The sequence below is a fragment of the Sedimentimonas flavescens genome, assembly GCF_019264375.1.
Lineage (GTDB): Bacteria > Pseudomonadota > Alphaproteobacteria > Rhodobacterales > Rhodobacteraceae > Rhodobacter > Rhodobacter flavescens.
On sequence record NZ_JAHVAI010000001.1, the window covers coordinates 337903 to 352327 of the forward strand.

General features: G+C 65.7%; 13 protein-coding genes. 5 read left to right on the plus strand and 8 right to left on the minus strand.

Features of this window, described 5'->3' with window-relative positions; all coding sequences use genetic code 11:
• On the minus strand, positions 1–1518 hold the full coding sequence (locus KTQ37_RS01770) for a pyruvate kinase (protein WP_218628741.1): 1518 nt from the start codon (positions 1516–1518) through the stop codon (positions 1–3).
• Between the two features lie 187 nt (positions 1519–1705).
• On the opposite strand from KTQ37_RS01770, the gene KTQ37_RS01775 reads away from it, so the two are divergent.
• Both KTQ37_RS01775 and ptsP read left to right on the plus strand, forming a co-directional pair.
• Positions 1706–2968, plus strand: coding sequence for an aspartate kinase (locus tag KTQ37_RS01775; protein WP_218628742.1), 1263 nt, complete (start codon positions 1706–1708; stop codon positions 2966–2968).
• Positions 2969–3006: 38 nt separating this feature from the next.
• Positions 3007–5250: a phosphoenolpyruvate--protein phosphotransferase gene (ptsP, locus tag KTQ37_RS01780; RefSeq protein WP_218628743.1), complete on the plus strand. Its 2244-nt coding sequence runs from the start codon at positions 3007–3009 to the stop codon at positions 5248–5250.
• Here ptsP and KTQ37_RS01785 read toward each other — a convergent pair.
• Together KTQ37_RS01785 and KTQ37_RS01790 are read right to left on the minus strand one after the other, a co-directional pair.
• Positions 5247–6014 carry an EcsC family protein gene (locus tag KTQ37_RS01785; protein WP_218628744.1) on the minus strand — a complete coding sequence of 256 codons (768 nt, stop codon included), beginning with the start codon at positions 6012–6014 and terminating at the stop codon, positions 5247–5249. The genes ptsP and KTQ37_RS01785 overlap by 4 nt on opposite strands.
• A 49-nt stretch (positions 6015–6063) precedes the next feature.
• Positions 6064–6561, minus strand: coding sequence for a GNAT family N-acetyltransferase (locus KTQ37_RS01790; protein WP_218628745.1), 498 nt, complete (start codon positions 6559–6561; stop codon positions 6064–6066).
• Between the two features lie 76 nt (positions 6562–6637).
• On the opposite strand from KTQ37_RS01790, the gene KTQ37_RS01795 reads away from it, so the two are divergent.
• Complete coding sequence (locus KTQ37_RS01795) at positions 6638–7237, plus strand: flavin reductase family protein (RefSeq protein ID WP_218628746.1); 600 nt, start codon at positions 6638–6640, stop codon at positions 7235–7237.
• A 134-nt stretch (positions 7238–7371) separates the two neighbouring features.
• Here KTQ37_RS01795 and KTQ37_RS01800 read toward each other — a convergent pair whose 3' ends face one another.
• Positions 7372–8223: a DMT family transporter gene (locus KTQ37_RS01800; RefSeq protein WP_218628747.1), complete on the minus strand. Its 852-nt coding sequence runs from the start codon at positions 8221–8223 to the stop codon at positions 7372–7374.
• Positions 8224–8338: 115 nt separating this feature from the next.
• On the opposite strand from KTQ37_RS01800, the gene KTQ37_RS01805 reads away from it, so the two are divergent.
• Positions 8339–9211, plus strand: coding sequence for an S-methyl-5'-thioadenosine phosphorylase (locus tag KTQ37_RS01805; protein WP_218628748.1), 873 nt, complete (start codon positions 8339–8341; stop codon positions 9209–9211).
• 4 nt (positions 9212–9215) lie between these two features.
• Positions 9216–9746 carry an adenine phosphoribosyltransferase gene (locus KTQ37_RS01810; RefSeq protein WP_218628749.1) on the plus strand — a complete coding sequence of 177 codons (531 nt, stop codon included), beginning with the start codon at positions 9216–9218 and terminating at the stop codon, positions 9744–9746.
• 6 nt (positions 9747–9752) lie between these two features.
• Here KTQ37_RS01810 and KTQ37_RS01815 read toward each other — a convergent pair whose 3' ends face one another.
• Genes KTQ37_RS01815 through thrC form a run of 4 tightly spaced genes read right to left on the minus strand, consistent with a single transcriptional unit; the run spans position 9753 to position 14420 of the window.
• Complete coding sequence (locus KTQ37_RS01815; RefSeq protein WP_218628750.1) at positions 9753–11162, minus strand: FAD-binding oxidoreductase; 1410 nt, start codon at positions 11160–11162, stop codon at positions 9753–9755.
• A 26-nt stretch (positions 11163–11188) separates the two neighbouring features.
• A complete protein-coding gene (locus tag KTQ37_RS01820; protein ID WP_218628751.1) occupies positions 11189–11773 on the minus strand; it encodes a GNAT family N-acetyltransferase in 585 nt (194 codons plus the stop codon).
• Positions 11773–12981 carry a M16 family metallopeptidase gene (locus KTQ37_RS01825; RefSeq protein WP_236021037.1) on the minus strand — a complete coding sequence of 403 codons (1209 nt, stop codon included), beginning with the start codon at positions 12979–12981 and terminating at the stop codon, positions 11773–11775. Before KTQ37_RS01825 ends, KTQ37_RS01820 begins: the two co-directional genes overlap by 1 nt.
• A gap of 47 nt (positions 12982–13028) precedes the next feature.
• Positions 13029–14420, minus strand: a complete 1392-nt coding sequence (gene thrC / locus KTQ37_RS01830) for a threonine synthase (protein WP_218628753.1) — start codon at positions 14418–14420, stop codon at positions 13029–13031.
• Positions 14421–14425 lie beyond the last annotated feature (5 nt).

A 14425-nucleotide genomic window follows, 5' to 3' on the forward strand; every position in this document is an offset into this window, starting at 1 on the left:
TCAGAAGTCGTGCCACAGCCCCAACGCACCAAGGCGCGGGGATTTCTTGTTCGAATGGCGGTCCATGCGCGTCAGCACGTCATGCAGCACCTCGACGCCCTCGGCCAGATGCGGGCCCTTGTTCAGCATCACGCATTCGGCGCGCTGGCTCATGGCGGCATCGGTCATCTCGGCGCGGCTGGCCTGACCGTCCTTGACCAACCCCTCTAGAACCTGCGTTGCCCAGACCACCGGTACCTCGGCGGCCTCGCAGAGCCACAGGATCTCCTCCTGAATCTCGGTCAACCGTTCAAAGCCGATCTCGACCGCCAGATCGCCGCGCGCGATCATCACGCCCACCGGCATGCGCCCCCCTGCCTCAACGATCAGCGCGGGCAGGTTGCGCAGCGCCAGCGGCGTCTCGATCTTGAGCATCAGCGCTGGCCAGTCCTGCGGGTTGCGCCCCGGCAGCCGCTCTTCGATCGCGGCGAAAAGCGCGCGCAGATCGGCGCCGGTCTGCACGAAGGAATAGCCGATGATGTCGGCATGGCGCAGCGCGAAGTCGAGCGGAGCCATGTCGTCCTCGGTCAGGGCGGGCACGCGCAGATCGGTGCCGGGCAGGTTTACGCCCTTCTCGGGGCGGATGCGGGCACCCTTGCCGGGGGTCGAGATGACCTCGCAGATCACGCGCTCGGGCGACACGTCGGTCACGCGGGCGCGCAGCCTGCCGTCATTGATCCAGATCGCCGCGCCCTCGGTCAGCGCGGCATGCTGCGCCGGGTGGCTCAGCACCGCCTGAACCCGGCCCGATTTGCGCAGCTTCTTCTTGCCGCGCGGCAGGGCGGGCACGATCTCGAAACTCTCGCCCACATGCAGGCGCTCTTCCTCGCCCGAGACCGCCTTGATCCGCAGCTTGGGGCCGGGCAGGTCAATCTGCACCGGCACGCGACGGCCCATCTCGGCCCCCAGACGGCGAGCATGGCCGATCATCGCGGCCCATTCCTCGGGGGTGTCATGGGCGCAGTTGATGCGCAGGCAATCGGCGCCCGCCGCCAGCAATTGCGCGATCAGTTCGGGGCCGTCGGCAGCTGCTGTGGGCAGGGTGACCATGATGCGCGTCTGCGGGTTACCCCGACGCGCGCCGAACAGATGATCGCGCCGCGCCGCCAGCCGCGCCGGCCCGGCCGCAAAGACCTCGACCGGCGGGTACTCGGCCTCGCCCTCGCCGCCGATCAAGGCTAGCGACGCCAGCACCGCATCGATCGACGCGCGCACATGGCTTTCCGCCCGCCCCAGCGAGCTGAGCCCCAGCGACGCCAAAGGCGCCTGAAACGGCACCAGATCGCCCCGCCGCAGCGCCAGATAATCCGCCAGGTTACGCGCCGAGGCTACGAATTCAGGGCGCAGGATCAGCCCGTCCCAATGCTCCATCGTCGCCGCTGCGCGCCGCGCCATGTCGGCCCGAAGCACCTCCAGCGCCCGATACAGGCCCCGTGCCTGCGCACGCCGCTCGCGTGCCTCGACCTCTGCAAGACTCATTGCAACCTCCTGTAGACCACCCGCAAAGTCCGCTACAGCGCCGATGCGACAAACCGGTGACAGCCCTGTGACGGCGCGGTTACGATGTCGCGCCCAAACACCCAGCAAACCCTTGCAAGCGCGCCCCCCTTGCGTTAGCTGGGGCAGGATTTTTGCCGGGACGGTTCCGGCGCTTCAGGGGGGTAGGATGCCGCTTCTCGTCATGAAATTCGGTGGCACCTCGGTAGCCGACCTCGACCGTATCCAGAATGCGGCCGCGAAGGTCCAGCGCGAGGTTGAACGCGGTTACGATGTCATCGTCATCGTGTCGGCCATGTCGGGCAAGACAAATGAACTGGTCGGTTGGGTCGAGCAGACCTCTCCGCTCTACGACGCGCGCGAATACGACGCGGTCGTGGCCTCGGGCGAGAACGTGACCGCCGGCCTGATGGCGCTACGCCTGCAAGAGATGGGCGTGCCCGCACGCAGCTGGCAGGGCTGGCAGGTGCCGATCAACACGACCTCGGCGCATTCGGCCGCGCGTTTCGTGTCGATCCCGCGCGAGAATATCGACGCCAAGTTCGCCGAGGGCATGAAGGTCGCGGTCGTCGCGGGCTTCCAGGGCCTGTCGGCCGAGGGCCGCATCACCACGCTCGGCCGTGGCGGTTCGGACACGACCGCCGTGGCCTTCGCCGCCGCGTTCGGCGCGGAGCGTTGCGACATCTACACCGACGTGGACGGCGTCTACACGACCGACCCGCGGATCAGCTCGAAAGCGCGCAAGCTCGAGAAGATCGCCTTCGAGGAGATGCTCGAACTGGCCTCGCTTGGTGCGAAAGTGCTGCAAACCCGCTCAGTCGAGCTGGCAATGCGTTATAATGTGCGCCTGCGGGTGCTGTCGTCCTTCGAGGACACCGACGAAAACTCTGGAACCCTTGTCTGCGGTGAGGATGAAATCATGGAATCGAAAGTCGTCTCGGGCGTGGCCTATTCGCGTGACGAAGCCAAGATCACGCTCTTCACCATCGAAGACCGTCCGGGCGTGGCCCAGGCCATCTTCGGGCCGCTGTCGGATGCGGGCGTGAACGTTGATATGATCGTTCAGAACATCTCGGAAAAAGACTATGACGAAGCCCATTCCGGCGCCGTCACCGACATGACCTTCTCCTGCCCGATCAACCAGGTGGCCCGCGCCAAGAAGGCGATGGAAGATGCGATGGCCGCTGGCCTGATCAACTACGACGACCTGATCATCGACACCGAGGTCGCCAAGGTTTCGGTCGTCGGCATCGGTATGCGTTCGCACGCCGGCGTCGCAGCGACCATGTTCAAGGCACTTGCCGCAGAAAACATCAACATCAAGGTCATCTCGACCTCCGAGATCAAGATTTCGGTGCTGATCGACCGGAAATATATGGAACTGGCCGTGCAGGCCCTCCATGATGCCTTCGAACTGGAGAAAGCGGCCTGAGGCACTCAGGCCCAGAGGGAGAGGACTGGGCGAGGTCAATGGTGGAACGCAGCGAAAGTGACAGCCGCAGCTTGCTGCGGCGCCTGCGCGATACATTGGCCACCCCCGGCGGCGGTCAGGATCGGCTTGACCGCATCACCCATCTGATCGCCGATTCGATGCGCACCCAGGTGTGCTCGATCTACCTCTTCCGCGATCCCGAAACGCTCGAGCTTTGCGCGACCGAGGGCCTGAACCCCGAATCCGTCCACAAGACGCGGATGCGGCTGGGTGAGGGCCTGGTGGGGCGCGTCGCGCGCACGGGTCAGCCGGTGAACACCGGCAACGCTCCCTCCGAGCCGGGCTTCCGCTACATGCCCGAGACGGGCGAAGAGATTTACTCCTCCTTCCTCGGCGTGCCGATCCAGCGCGTGGGCGAGAAACTCGGCGTGCTGGTCGTTCAGTCGCGTGAGGCGCGCGAGTTTTCCGAAGACGAGGTTTACGGCCTTGAGGTCGTGGCCATGGTGCTGGCCGAGATGACCGAGCTTGGCGCCTTCATAGGCGACAACAATAATGGCATCGGCGCGGCACATCGCTTCACGGTCATGTTCCGGGGCACCACCGGCCAGGAAGGCGCCGCCGAGGGCCGCGTCTGGCTGCATGAGCCGCGCGTGGTCGTCACCAACCCGGTCGGCGACGACCCGGACGCCGAACTCAAGCGCCTCGAAGAGGCGATCCAGGCGTTGCAGGCGCAAATCGAGGACATGCTCGAGGGCTCGGCCGCCATGGACAAAGAGCACCGCCAGGTGCTCGAAACCTACAAGATGCTGGCGCATTCGCGCGGCTGGTTCCGCCGCATGTCCGAGGATATCGGGCTTGGCCTTTCGGCCGAGGCGGCCGTCGAGAAAGAGCAATCCACCGCCCGCGCGCGATTGGAGCAATCACCCGACCTCTATCTGCGCGAGCGGCTCAATGACCTCGACGATCTGTCGAACCGGCTGCTGCGACTGCTGACCGGTCAGGGCAAGGATACAGGGGCCGAGCTGCCCCCCGACCCGGTTCTGATCGCTCGCAACATCGGCCCGGCGGAGTTGCTGGAGTATGGGCGCGCGCTCAGGGGTGTGGTGCTTGAAGAGGGTTCGGTCGGCTCGCACGCCGCCATCGTGGCCCGCGCGCTTTCGATCCCGCTGGTGATTCATGCCGCGCGCATCACCACCGAGGCGCTGAACGGCGATCTGATTCTGGTCGATGGCGATCAGGGCTTCGTCCATCTGCGGCCCGAGGAAACCGTCGCCGCCGCCTTCCGCGACAAGATCGCCATGCAGGCCGAGGCGCAAAAGCGCTATGCCGATCTGCGCGAACAGCCAGCGACGGACCAGTCAGGCCAGACCATCTCGCTGATGATGAACGCGGGACTCATGGCCGATCTGCCCTCGCTCAACGGATCGGGGGCCGATGGTGTGGGCCTGTTCCGCACCGAATTGCAGTTCCTCACCCGGACCCGCGTGCCGCGCCGTTCGGAGCTTGCGGCGCTCTATAAGCGCGTGATGGATGCGGCGGGCGACAAGCGCGTGCATTTCCGCACGCTCGACATCGGCTCGGACAAGGTCCTGCCCTATATGAAGCCGCAGGACGAGCCGAACCCCGCGATGGGCTGGCGCGCGATCCGCGTGGGGCTCGACAAGCCGGGCGTGCTGCGGATGCAGTTGCAGGCGCTGATCCGAGGGGCCGAGGGGCGGCCGCTGTCGGTGATGTTCCCCTTTATCGCCACGCCGAACGAGTTCCACGCCGCCCGCGACTCGCTGCTGCGCGAGATGGAGCGCGAATCCGCGCTTGGCCGCACCGTGCCCTGCGATCTGAAAATCGGCGCCATGCTGGAAACCCCCTCGCTTGGCTTCGCGCCCGAGAGCTTCTTCAAGGCCTGCGATTTCATCTCGATCGGCGGGAACGATCTCAAGCAGTTCTTCTTCGCTGCCGATCGCGAGAATGAACGCGTACGGCGGCGCTATGACACGCTCGATGCGGCCTTCCTGACCTTCATCGAACAGATCATCGCGCGCTGCGCGGCGAACAACACCGCCCTGAGCTTCTGCGGCGAGGATGCCGGCCGCCCGGTCGAGGCGCTGGCGCTGGCCGCGCTTGGTGTGCCGACGCTGTCGATGCGCCCGGCCTCGATTGGCCCGGTCAAGCACCTGATCCGCCGCGCCGATCTGCGTGAGCTGCGCGAGATCATCGTGAACGCCCGTGACGCCGGCGCGCAATCGCTGCGCCCCGCGGTCACCGCCTATCTCGCCAATCTCTAGCCCTTGGGTTTCGGCGCGATCCGGGCAACCAGTTCCTCGCGCAGCAGGCCCTCGTCCTCGCCCGACTCGCGCGCGAGCCGCTTTAGGCCAAAATGGACGCGCGCGATCTCCTGGTAGTAGCTGGTGAAAGCATAGTTCACCGCCGCCCCCGCCACGGCACCCAGAACCGGCGCGGCCTGCGCGGCAAGTTTCTGGCCCAGAACTGCGGCAAGCCTTGGCGCCACCTTGGCGATCAGACTGTTCAGGCCCGGCCCGGTGATCGTAACCTTGGCGGCCAGGAAGCCCATGTCCGTTCCGTCGTCCGCCTCCAGCGGACCGGCGCTCGCGAAAACCCGCAGGCACTCCATCCTTACCTCGTCCGAGGCCGGATCGAAGCCATGCTCGGAGGCAATCCCCTGGATCGCACGCAAGAGCATGGTGACGGTAAAGGGCAACTCGGCCAGCGCACCGGGCAAGCCGCCCACACCGCCTGCCGCGCCCATGGCGGTGGTCAGCGCCGTGTTGACCCAGTCGGGCCGGTCCGAGACCGCGCCGCGCGTACGCGCCGCCGCATCAAATGCCGTCTCGAGCGCACGCGATGTAGCACCCTCAAGCCCGTCACGCACCGGCTGGGGCAGTTTGCTCATCAGGTTCTCGGCTGAACCGCCGACAAAGGCCATGACCTGCATCCCGATCCCGCCCGCTGCGCGGTGGCGCTTGGCCAATTGGTCCAGCGCGGCCTTGAGGGCCGGATCGGTCACGGGCAGAAGGATTTCTGGCTGCATCTGGGCCTCCGTTTTACCCAATATGGGCAGCAGGTGGCTGCGCGCCAGATCACGAGGCAGATTTTTCCACCCATTTCCGAACATGGCCGCGCACGCCCTGCCAGGCCCCGGGTTCCAGTTCCAGCGCCAGCACCCGGTCGGGGTTGGTCGGCGGCGGCATGATCACACCGTCGATCTTCTCGAACCCAAAGCGCTGGTAGTAGGGCGCGTCGCCCACCAGCAACACCCGTTCCCAGCCCAGCTCATGGGCCTTGCTCAGGCTTTCATGCATCAAAAGACCGCCCAGGCCTTCGCCCTGCCGGGTCGGGTGCACAGCGACAGGCCCAAGCAATAGCACGCGCTTGCCGCCCACGCGCACAGGCCAGTAACGGATCACGGCGGCCAAAACGCCATCCTCACGCAGGGTCAGGCACAGCGGATGCACCTTCTCGACGCCGTCACGCAGCCTGTAGGAAGACAGCGCAGTGCGCCCCGGCGCAAAGCAGAGGTCGTAAAGCGCCTCCACTTCCCACCAATCGGCATCGCTTTCTACAGCAAGCTGATACATCCGGCCTCCCGAATCCCTCGCCCTTCGCGCCTAACACGCTGTAAAGTCGGGTTCAAATCAAAGGACCGATGCAGATATGTTCTACCGCCCCTCCGAAGGCCACGGCCTGCCCCATAATCCATGGAATGCGATCGTCGCGCCGCGCCCCATCGCCTGGATCTCGACGCGCGGCACAATGGGCGACAACCTTGCGCCCTACTCGTTCTTTAACGCCGTGGCCTATACCCCGCCGCAACTGGTCTTTGCCTCGACCTCCGCAAAAGCAGATCGCGAAGGCACCAAGGACACGACGGCCCAAATCCGCGAAACGGGCGTGTTTTGCGTGAATATCGTCTCGCATGACCTGATCGAGGCAATGAATGCCACCAGCGCGCCCCTGCCCGCAGGAGCCGATGAGTTTGAACACGCACGCGTGGCGAAAGCCGAATGCGAAACCATCCCCTGCCCCCGCGCAGCCGAGGCTCCGGCGAGCCTTGAATGCCGACTGGTGCAGATCATCCCCCTGCTGGGCAAGGCGAACTACCTGATCCACGGCGAAGTCATCGGAATCCACATTCGCCCGGACTGCCTGCAAGACGGGCGCTTCAGCCCGCCCGATCGGCTCGCGCGCCTTGGTTATCGAGACTATTGTAGCGTCACCGAGACATTCGAGCTCGCCCGCCCTGAAGACACCTGAGGGGGCTCTGCCCCCGGCTTCGCCTCCCCCGGGATATTTTTTCAAAGCCGAATGGGGCTGCGCTTACCCCTCCCTTCTTCTTGGTAGAAATACCTCGGGGGTGAGCGGCCGAGGCCGCGAGGGGGCAGCGCCCCCTACTTCCGCCCACGCCACAAGGTATAGACACCCGAGGCGATGATCAGCCCCGCGCCCATGAGGGTCGCGGCGTCGGGACGCTCTCCGAAAACCAGAACGCCAAGGAAAAGCGCGAAGATCAGCCGTGTGTAGCGGAATGGGGTGACGACCGAGACCTCACCCACCCGCATCGCGGCGGTCAGACTCCAATAGGCAGCAACCCCGAAAACGGTTGCGCCAACGACTGGAAGCAGTTCGACCGTCACCGGTACGCGCGCGCCGCCGGTGAAGGCGAGGATGATAAGACCTGTCGGGATCAGCACCGCAAAGCCGTAGATCCCAAGCTGAAGATTCGACAGCACCTTGGGCGCTGCCCGTGTTGCCAGATCCCGTCCGGCAAACCCCAAAAGCCCTAGCACAGTCCAGAGCGCAGCGGGCACAAAGCCCTCAAGCCCCGGGCGCAAGATCACCAGAACACCCAGAAAACCTATGGCGATGGCCGTCCAGCGCCGCGGACCGACTTTCTCTCGAAAGAACAGCGCCGCGCCTGCGACCACGACCAGGGGCGTCGCCTGCAAGATGGCCGATGCGTTCGACAGAGGCGTCAGCGCAATACCAATCGTGTATCCCAACCGCCCTGCCATCTCGAACCCCGCCTTGGTCAGCAAGAGCGGACTTGCCACCGCCGGATGCCACAGCTTTTGCCCTGCGCGCAGCGTCAGCACGGCGAAAGCGATCGTACCGCCCAACCCAAAGAGCGCCAGGACCTCGCCCACAGGCAAGGCGCTCGCTGCGCTCTTGACGAACATGTCCTCGACCGCGAAGAGCGCCATCGCCACCGTCATCAGCACGGCGCCGCGCATATTATCCATTGTCGCTCCGATTCCTGATACAGGCGGGCGCATCGCCCTCTGCATCCCCAATATCCGCTTTTCAGGGCGAGCGCGCGGGCCTAATCTCGCCGCAGAGCAGAAATCGGAGGGTGGCATGGACAGAATGATCGGGATCATCGGCGGCTCGGGGGTCTATGAGATCTCGGGCCTGCAAGATGCGCGATGGCAGAGGGTTGAGACCCCTTGGGGTGCGCCCTCCGACGAGGTCCTGACCGGTATTCTGAACGGCGTTCGCATGGCCTTCCTGCCGCGTCACGGGCGCGGCCATGTCCACACACCCACGACCGTCCCCTACCGCGCCAATATCGCCGCGATGAAGATGCTCGGCGTCACCGATCTGGTCGCGGTATCGGCCGTTGGCAGTCTCAAGGAAGCCTATGCGCCGGGCGATTTCCTGATCGTGGATCAGTATATCGACCGCACCTTCGCACGCGAAAAGACCTTCTTCGAGCCGGGCCTCGTCGGCCATGTCTCGGTCGCGCATCCGACCTGCGCGCGGCTGTCGGCGGCCTGCGTGGCGGCGGCACGGACGCAGGGGATGACAGTGCATGAGGGCGGCACCTATGTCGCCATGGAGGGGCCGCAGTTCTCGACCCTCGCCGAAAGCCGCCTTTATCGCAGCTGGGGCGCCGATGTCATCGGTATGACCGGGATGCCCGAGGCCAAGCTCGCCCGCGAGGCCGAGCTTTGCTATGCCTGCGTCGCGATGATCACCGATTATGACTGCTGGCACCCCGACCACGATGCCGTTGACGTTGCGCAAGTGGTTGCGACCGCGATGAAAAATGCCGACAAGGCACGCGGATTGGTAGCGGCCCTTCCGGGCCTTCTGGCTGGTCTGGCAGTGGATTGCACCGAGGGCTGTGGCCATGCGCTCGACAGCGCGATCATGACCGCCCCCGCAAAGCGCGACCCCGAGGTGATTGCCCGCTGCATGCCCGTGATGGGCCGCGTTCTGAAAGGCTGACTCCATGAAAACCGTCAAGGATTACATCCGCACCATCGCCGATTTCCCGCATGAGGGTATCATGTTCCGCGATGTGACCACCCTCTTCGCGGATGCGCGCGGCTTTCGCATGGCGATCGACCAGCTTTTGCACCCCTGGGCGGGCGAAAAGATCGACAAGGTCGTCGGGCTTGAGGCACGCGGCTTCATTCTTGGCGGCGCCATCGCGCACCAGCTCTCCAAGGGCTTCGTGCCGATCCGCAAGAAGGGCAAGCTGCCGGGTCAGACACTCAGCCAAGCCTACAAGCTGGAATATGGCGAGGCGATCATGGAAATCCACGAAGACGCCATCCAGCCCGGCGAGCGGGTGCTGATCGTCGATGATCTGCTGGCCACTGGCGGCACCTGCGGCGCGGGCATCAAGCTGATCGAGCGTCTGGGTGGCGAGATCGTCGGCTGCTCGTTCATCGTCGATCTGCCCGAGCTTGGCGGGCGCGAATTGCTCGAAAGCCTCGGGATGTCGGTGAGCGTGCTGTGCGAGTTCGAGGGGCTCTGAGCGCCCTTAGGCCTTCGCCCGCAAAACCGCGCCCGGATTGAGAATTCCGTTCGGGTCGAGCGCATCCTTGATCGCGCGCATCATCGCGAGCTTGGCAGGGTCCTCGTAGCGCTCCAGATCCTCGACCTTGAGGCGGCCCACGCCATGCTCGGCGCTGACCGAGCCGTCGAAGCCCTGCACCACCAGATCATGCACCGCGCGCTTCACCCCATCGCGCTGCGCGAGATAGTCGTCGCGCTGGCGGCCCTTGGCCGGGAAGACGTTGAAATGCAGGTTGCCGTCGCCGACATGGCCAAAACAGTTGATGCGGAAATCGCCCATCGCTGTCAGCCTGCCTTGCGCGGCGGCGATGAACTCCGGGATCGCGCTGACCGGGACCGAAATATCGTGGCTTGAGATCGCCCCGATCCGTCGGTTCGCCAGCGGAAGGCTTTCGCGCAATTCCCAAAGCGCGCTGCGTTGTGCCTCGGACTGGGCGACGACGGCGTCGAGCACCAGTTCCTCGGCGGCCTCGTAAAGCGCGCCGAAGGCCTCTTCCGCCTCCATGCCAGCGGGCAGGCCCAGTTCGATCAACACGCACCATTCGGGGTCTTGCGCGAAGGGCATCTGCACCTCGGGCCCGACCTCGCGCAGGAAGGCAAGCCCCTGCCCCGCGATCAGCTCGAACGCCGAAACGCAGCCCGCCATCTGACGCTGCGCGAGTTCCAGCAGGGCGACGGCGGCTTGCGGCGAGGGGACGGCGAACAGGGCCGTGCCCTCAACGGCCGGAGGTTCGAAGAGGCGCAGGCTGGCGGCGGTGATGACACCAAGCGAGCCCTCGGCGCCAACTATCAGATCGCGCAGATCATAGCCGGTATTGTCCTTGCGCAGCGCCTTGAGACCCGACCAGATCGTGCCATCGGCTAGCACGACCTCAAGCCCCAGACACAGTGCCCGCGCATTGCCGTAGCGCAGCACGTTCACGCCACCCGCGTTCGTCGCCAGACAGCCGCCGATCTGCGCGCTGCCCTGACTGGCCAGTCCCAAGGGGAAACGCCGCCCGGCCTCCTCGGCCCAGTCGCGCACCTGTTGCAGCGTGGCACCGGCCTCGACCTGCATCGCGTGACTGTCGATCTGGCGCAGCGCGGCCATCTTCTCAAGGCTCAGGATCACGGGCAAGGGGCCGTCGGGCGCAATCTGGCCGCTGACCAAGCCCGTTCCGCCACCATAGGGCACCACGCCGACCCGCGCCGCGTTGCAGGCGCGCAGCACAGCCGAGACCTGCGCGGTATCGGCGGGCTTGACCAGCAGGCCACCCTGACCAAACCAGCGCCCGCGCGGCTCTTCCAGATAGCGCGGCTCGGGCGCGCCGATCCACAGCCCCGGCACCGCCTGCGCAAGGCGTTCGGCGAAAGCGTCATCTGCGGCGTTCAGCATCTTATCTTCCCCTTGCCGGGATGGCCCTAGCCCGCGTCGGTCCGTCCGCGCCGGTCGGCCCGCAGATTGGAGTAAAGCACATGGTTGCGCCAGCGTCCGTTGATCTGAAGATAGGCCTGCGCGACGCCTTCATATTTGAAGCCCGATTTCTCCAGCACCCCGCGCGAGGCCATGTTCTCGGGCAGGCAGGCGGCTTCAATCCGGCTCAGGTCGAGCGCGGTGAAGGCGTAATGCACGACCGCGCGGATCGCCTCGCGCATGTAGCCCTGGCGGGCGTAACGCTCGCCCACCCAATAGCCAAGCGTGCCCGCCTGCGCCGGTCCGCGCCGGATACTGTCAAGCGTGATCGCACCCAGAACCCGCGCATCCTGACGCCGGATCAGAAAGAACGGCAGCGCGGTGCCCGCGGCCTCGGCCCGGGCGGACCAGTAGACGCGGTTGGTGAAGGCCTTGCGGCTGAGGTGATCCGAGGTCCAGGCGGGCTCCCATGGCATCAGGAAATCGCGGCTTTCCTCGCGCAAGAGCGCCCAGTCCCGGTAGTCGGAATGCATCGGCAGGCGGAGCGTCATCCGCTCCGTCTCGACCCGAGGCTTCCGACGCCGCCCCAGCATCAGGCGGCAAGCCTTGCGCGCAGATCGGCCAGATGCGGCGCCCCGGCGACCGGTCCGTAAACCGCCATCGCCGCGCGCCCCGAGGCGGCGAGCCGCCCGGCATATTCGCGCACCGCCTCGCGGGTGACCGCGTCAATCCGGGCCGAAACCTCTTCCAACCCCGGCACCCGACCATAGATCGCAAGGTTGCGCGCCATGCGCTCGGCCCTGCTCGAGGCGCTTTCGAGCCCCATGAGCATCCCCGCCTTCATCTGTACCCGCGCCCGCGCCACCTCGGCCTCGGACATATCCTCGGCCGCGCGGCGCAGCTCCTCGACGGTCAGGTCGGCCAGCGCGCCGATCTCTTCCTCAGACGTGCCCGCGTAGATCGTGATCATGCCGGTGTCGTCATAGGCCCCGGCCTGCGCGAAGATCGAATAGCACAGGCCACGCTCTTCGCGGATCTTCTGGAACAGACGCGAGGACATGCCGCCGCCAAGCGCGGTCGAATAGACCTGCGCGGTGTAGAGATCAGGGCTGCGGTAGCCTGGCCCCTCGAAGGCCAGCGTGAAATGCACCTGCTCAAGGTCCTTGACCTCGCGCCGCTCCTGCCCGGCCCAAAGCGCAGGCTGGATTGAGGGCGCGCCCACCGGGCGCAGGCCGCCAAAGACCGCTTCGGCCTGACGCACGATGGCCTCGTGATCGACATCGCCCGCCGCCGACAGGATCATCTGGTCGGGGCCGTAATGCTCGGCCACGAAGCCTGCGAGATCGGGCTTGCCGAAGCTTGAGACCCGTTCAGCCGGGCCAAGGATCGTGCGGCCGATGGCCTGATCCGGGTAGGCCGCCTCTTGCAGCCAGTCGAAGATGATGTCGTCGGGCGTGTCCAGCGCCTGACCGATTTCCTGCAAGATCACGTGGCGCTCGACCTCGATCTCGCGCTGATCGAAGACCGGGTTCAGCACGATGTCGGAAATCACGTCGAGCGCAAGGGTCACATCAGCCCCCAGAACGCGGGCGTAATAGGCCGTCATCTCACGCGAAGTATAGGCGTTGATATAGCCGCCCACGTCCTCGATCGCCTCGGCGATCTGCAGGGCATTGCGCGTCTTGGTGCCCTTGAAGGCCATGTGCTCAAGGAAATGCGCGATACCGTTCTGCTCGGGGCGTTCGTGCCGCCCGCCTGCCGTGACCCAGATGCCGATGGTGGCCGAGGCCAGCCCCGGCATCCGCTCGGTGACGATGCGCAGCCCGTTCGACAGCGTCGTGGTTTGAATCACTTGCGGCGCCTTTCCTGGATCAGCGCCTCAAGCGCGGCAAGATCGTTGGGCACGCGGGTCACGCGCTCGGGGCGCTCGAACAGATCGGCCATGCGCGGCGGCAGGCCGGGGCGAATGCCGGTGGCGGCCTCGACCGCATCGGGGAACTTGGCCGGATGCGCGGTGGCCAGCGTCACCATCGGCACCGGCGCCGCGACATGGGCCGCACCCACGCGCACACCGACCGCCGAATGCGGGCACAGAAGCTCGCCCGAACGCTTGAGTTCCTCGGTGATGGTCTGCGAGGTCTCTTCCTCGGATACACGGCCCGAGACATAGGTTTCGCGCAGCGCCTGCAACGCGCCCTGTCTGACGGCGAAACCGCCCTTTGTCTTCAGCTCATCCATCAGCTGCGCCACGGCGGCCCCGTCCTTGCCATAGGCCCAGAACAGCGCGCGCTCGAAGTTCGACGAGATCTGAATGTCCATCGACGGGCTGATCGAGGGCTTCACCCCGTCCATCTCATAGCGGCCCGTGGTCAGGCAGCGGTGCAGGATGTCGTTCTGGTTGGTGGCGATCACCAGTTGCTCGATCGGCAGGCCCATCTCTTTGGCGATGAAGCTCGCGAAGATGTCGCCGAAATTGCCGGTCGGCACGGTGAACGAGACCTTGCGATGCGGCGCACCCACCGCCGTGGCGGCGGTGAAGTAATAGACAACCTGCGCCAGAACCCGCGCCCAGTTGATCGAGTTCACACCCGCCAGACCGACCTCATCGCGGAAGTCGAAGTGATTGAACATGTCCTTGAGGCGGTTCTGACAATCGTCGAACGTGCCATCAAGCGCCAGCGCGTGGACGTTTTCCTCGGCGGGCGTCGTCATCTGACGGCGCTGCACCTCAGAGACGCGGCCATGCGGGAAGAGGATGAACACATCGACATTGTCGAGGCCGCGGAACGCCTCGATCGCGGCCGAGCCGGTATCGCCCGAGGTCGCGCCGACGATGGTGATCCGCTTGCCTTCCTTCGCCAGAGCCAGCTGGAACAGCTGGCCGATGATCTGCATGGCGAAGTCTTTGAAGGCCAGCGTCGGGCCGTGAAACAGCTCTAGCAGGAAATGCCCGGTATCGAGCTGCACCAGAGGCGCACGCGCCACATGGCCAAAGCCCGCATAGGCGCGCGCGATGGCGCCGCGCAGCTCTTCCTCGGTGAAGGTCTCGCCCACGAAGGGGAACATCACGCGGAAGGCGACCTCTTCATAGGGCAGACCGGCCAGCGCCGCGATTTCCTCGGCCGTGAAGCTCGGGATGGTTTGCGGAACATAGAGGCCACCGTCGCGGGCAAGCCCGGTCAGCATCGCCTCTCCGAAGGTCAGCACGGGGGCCTGCCCCCGGGTCGAGATATAGCGCATGGGTC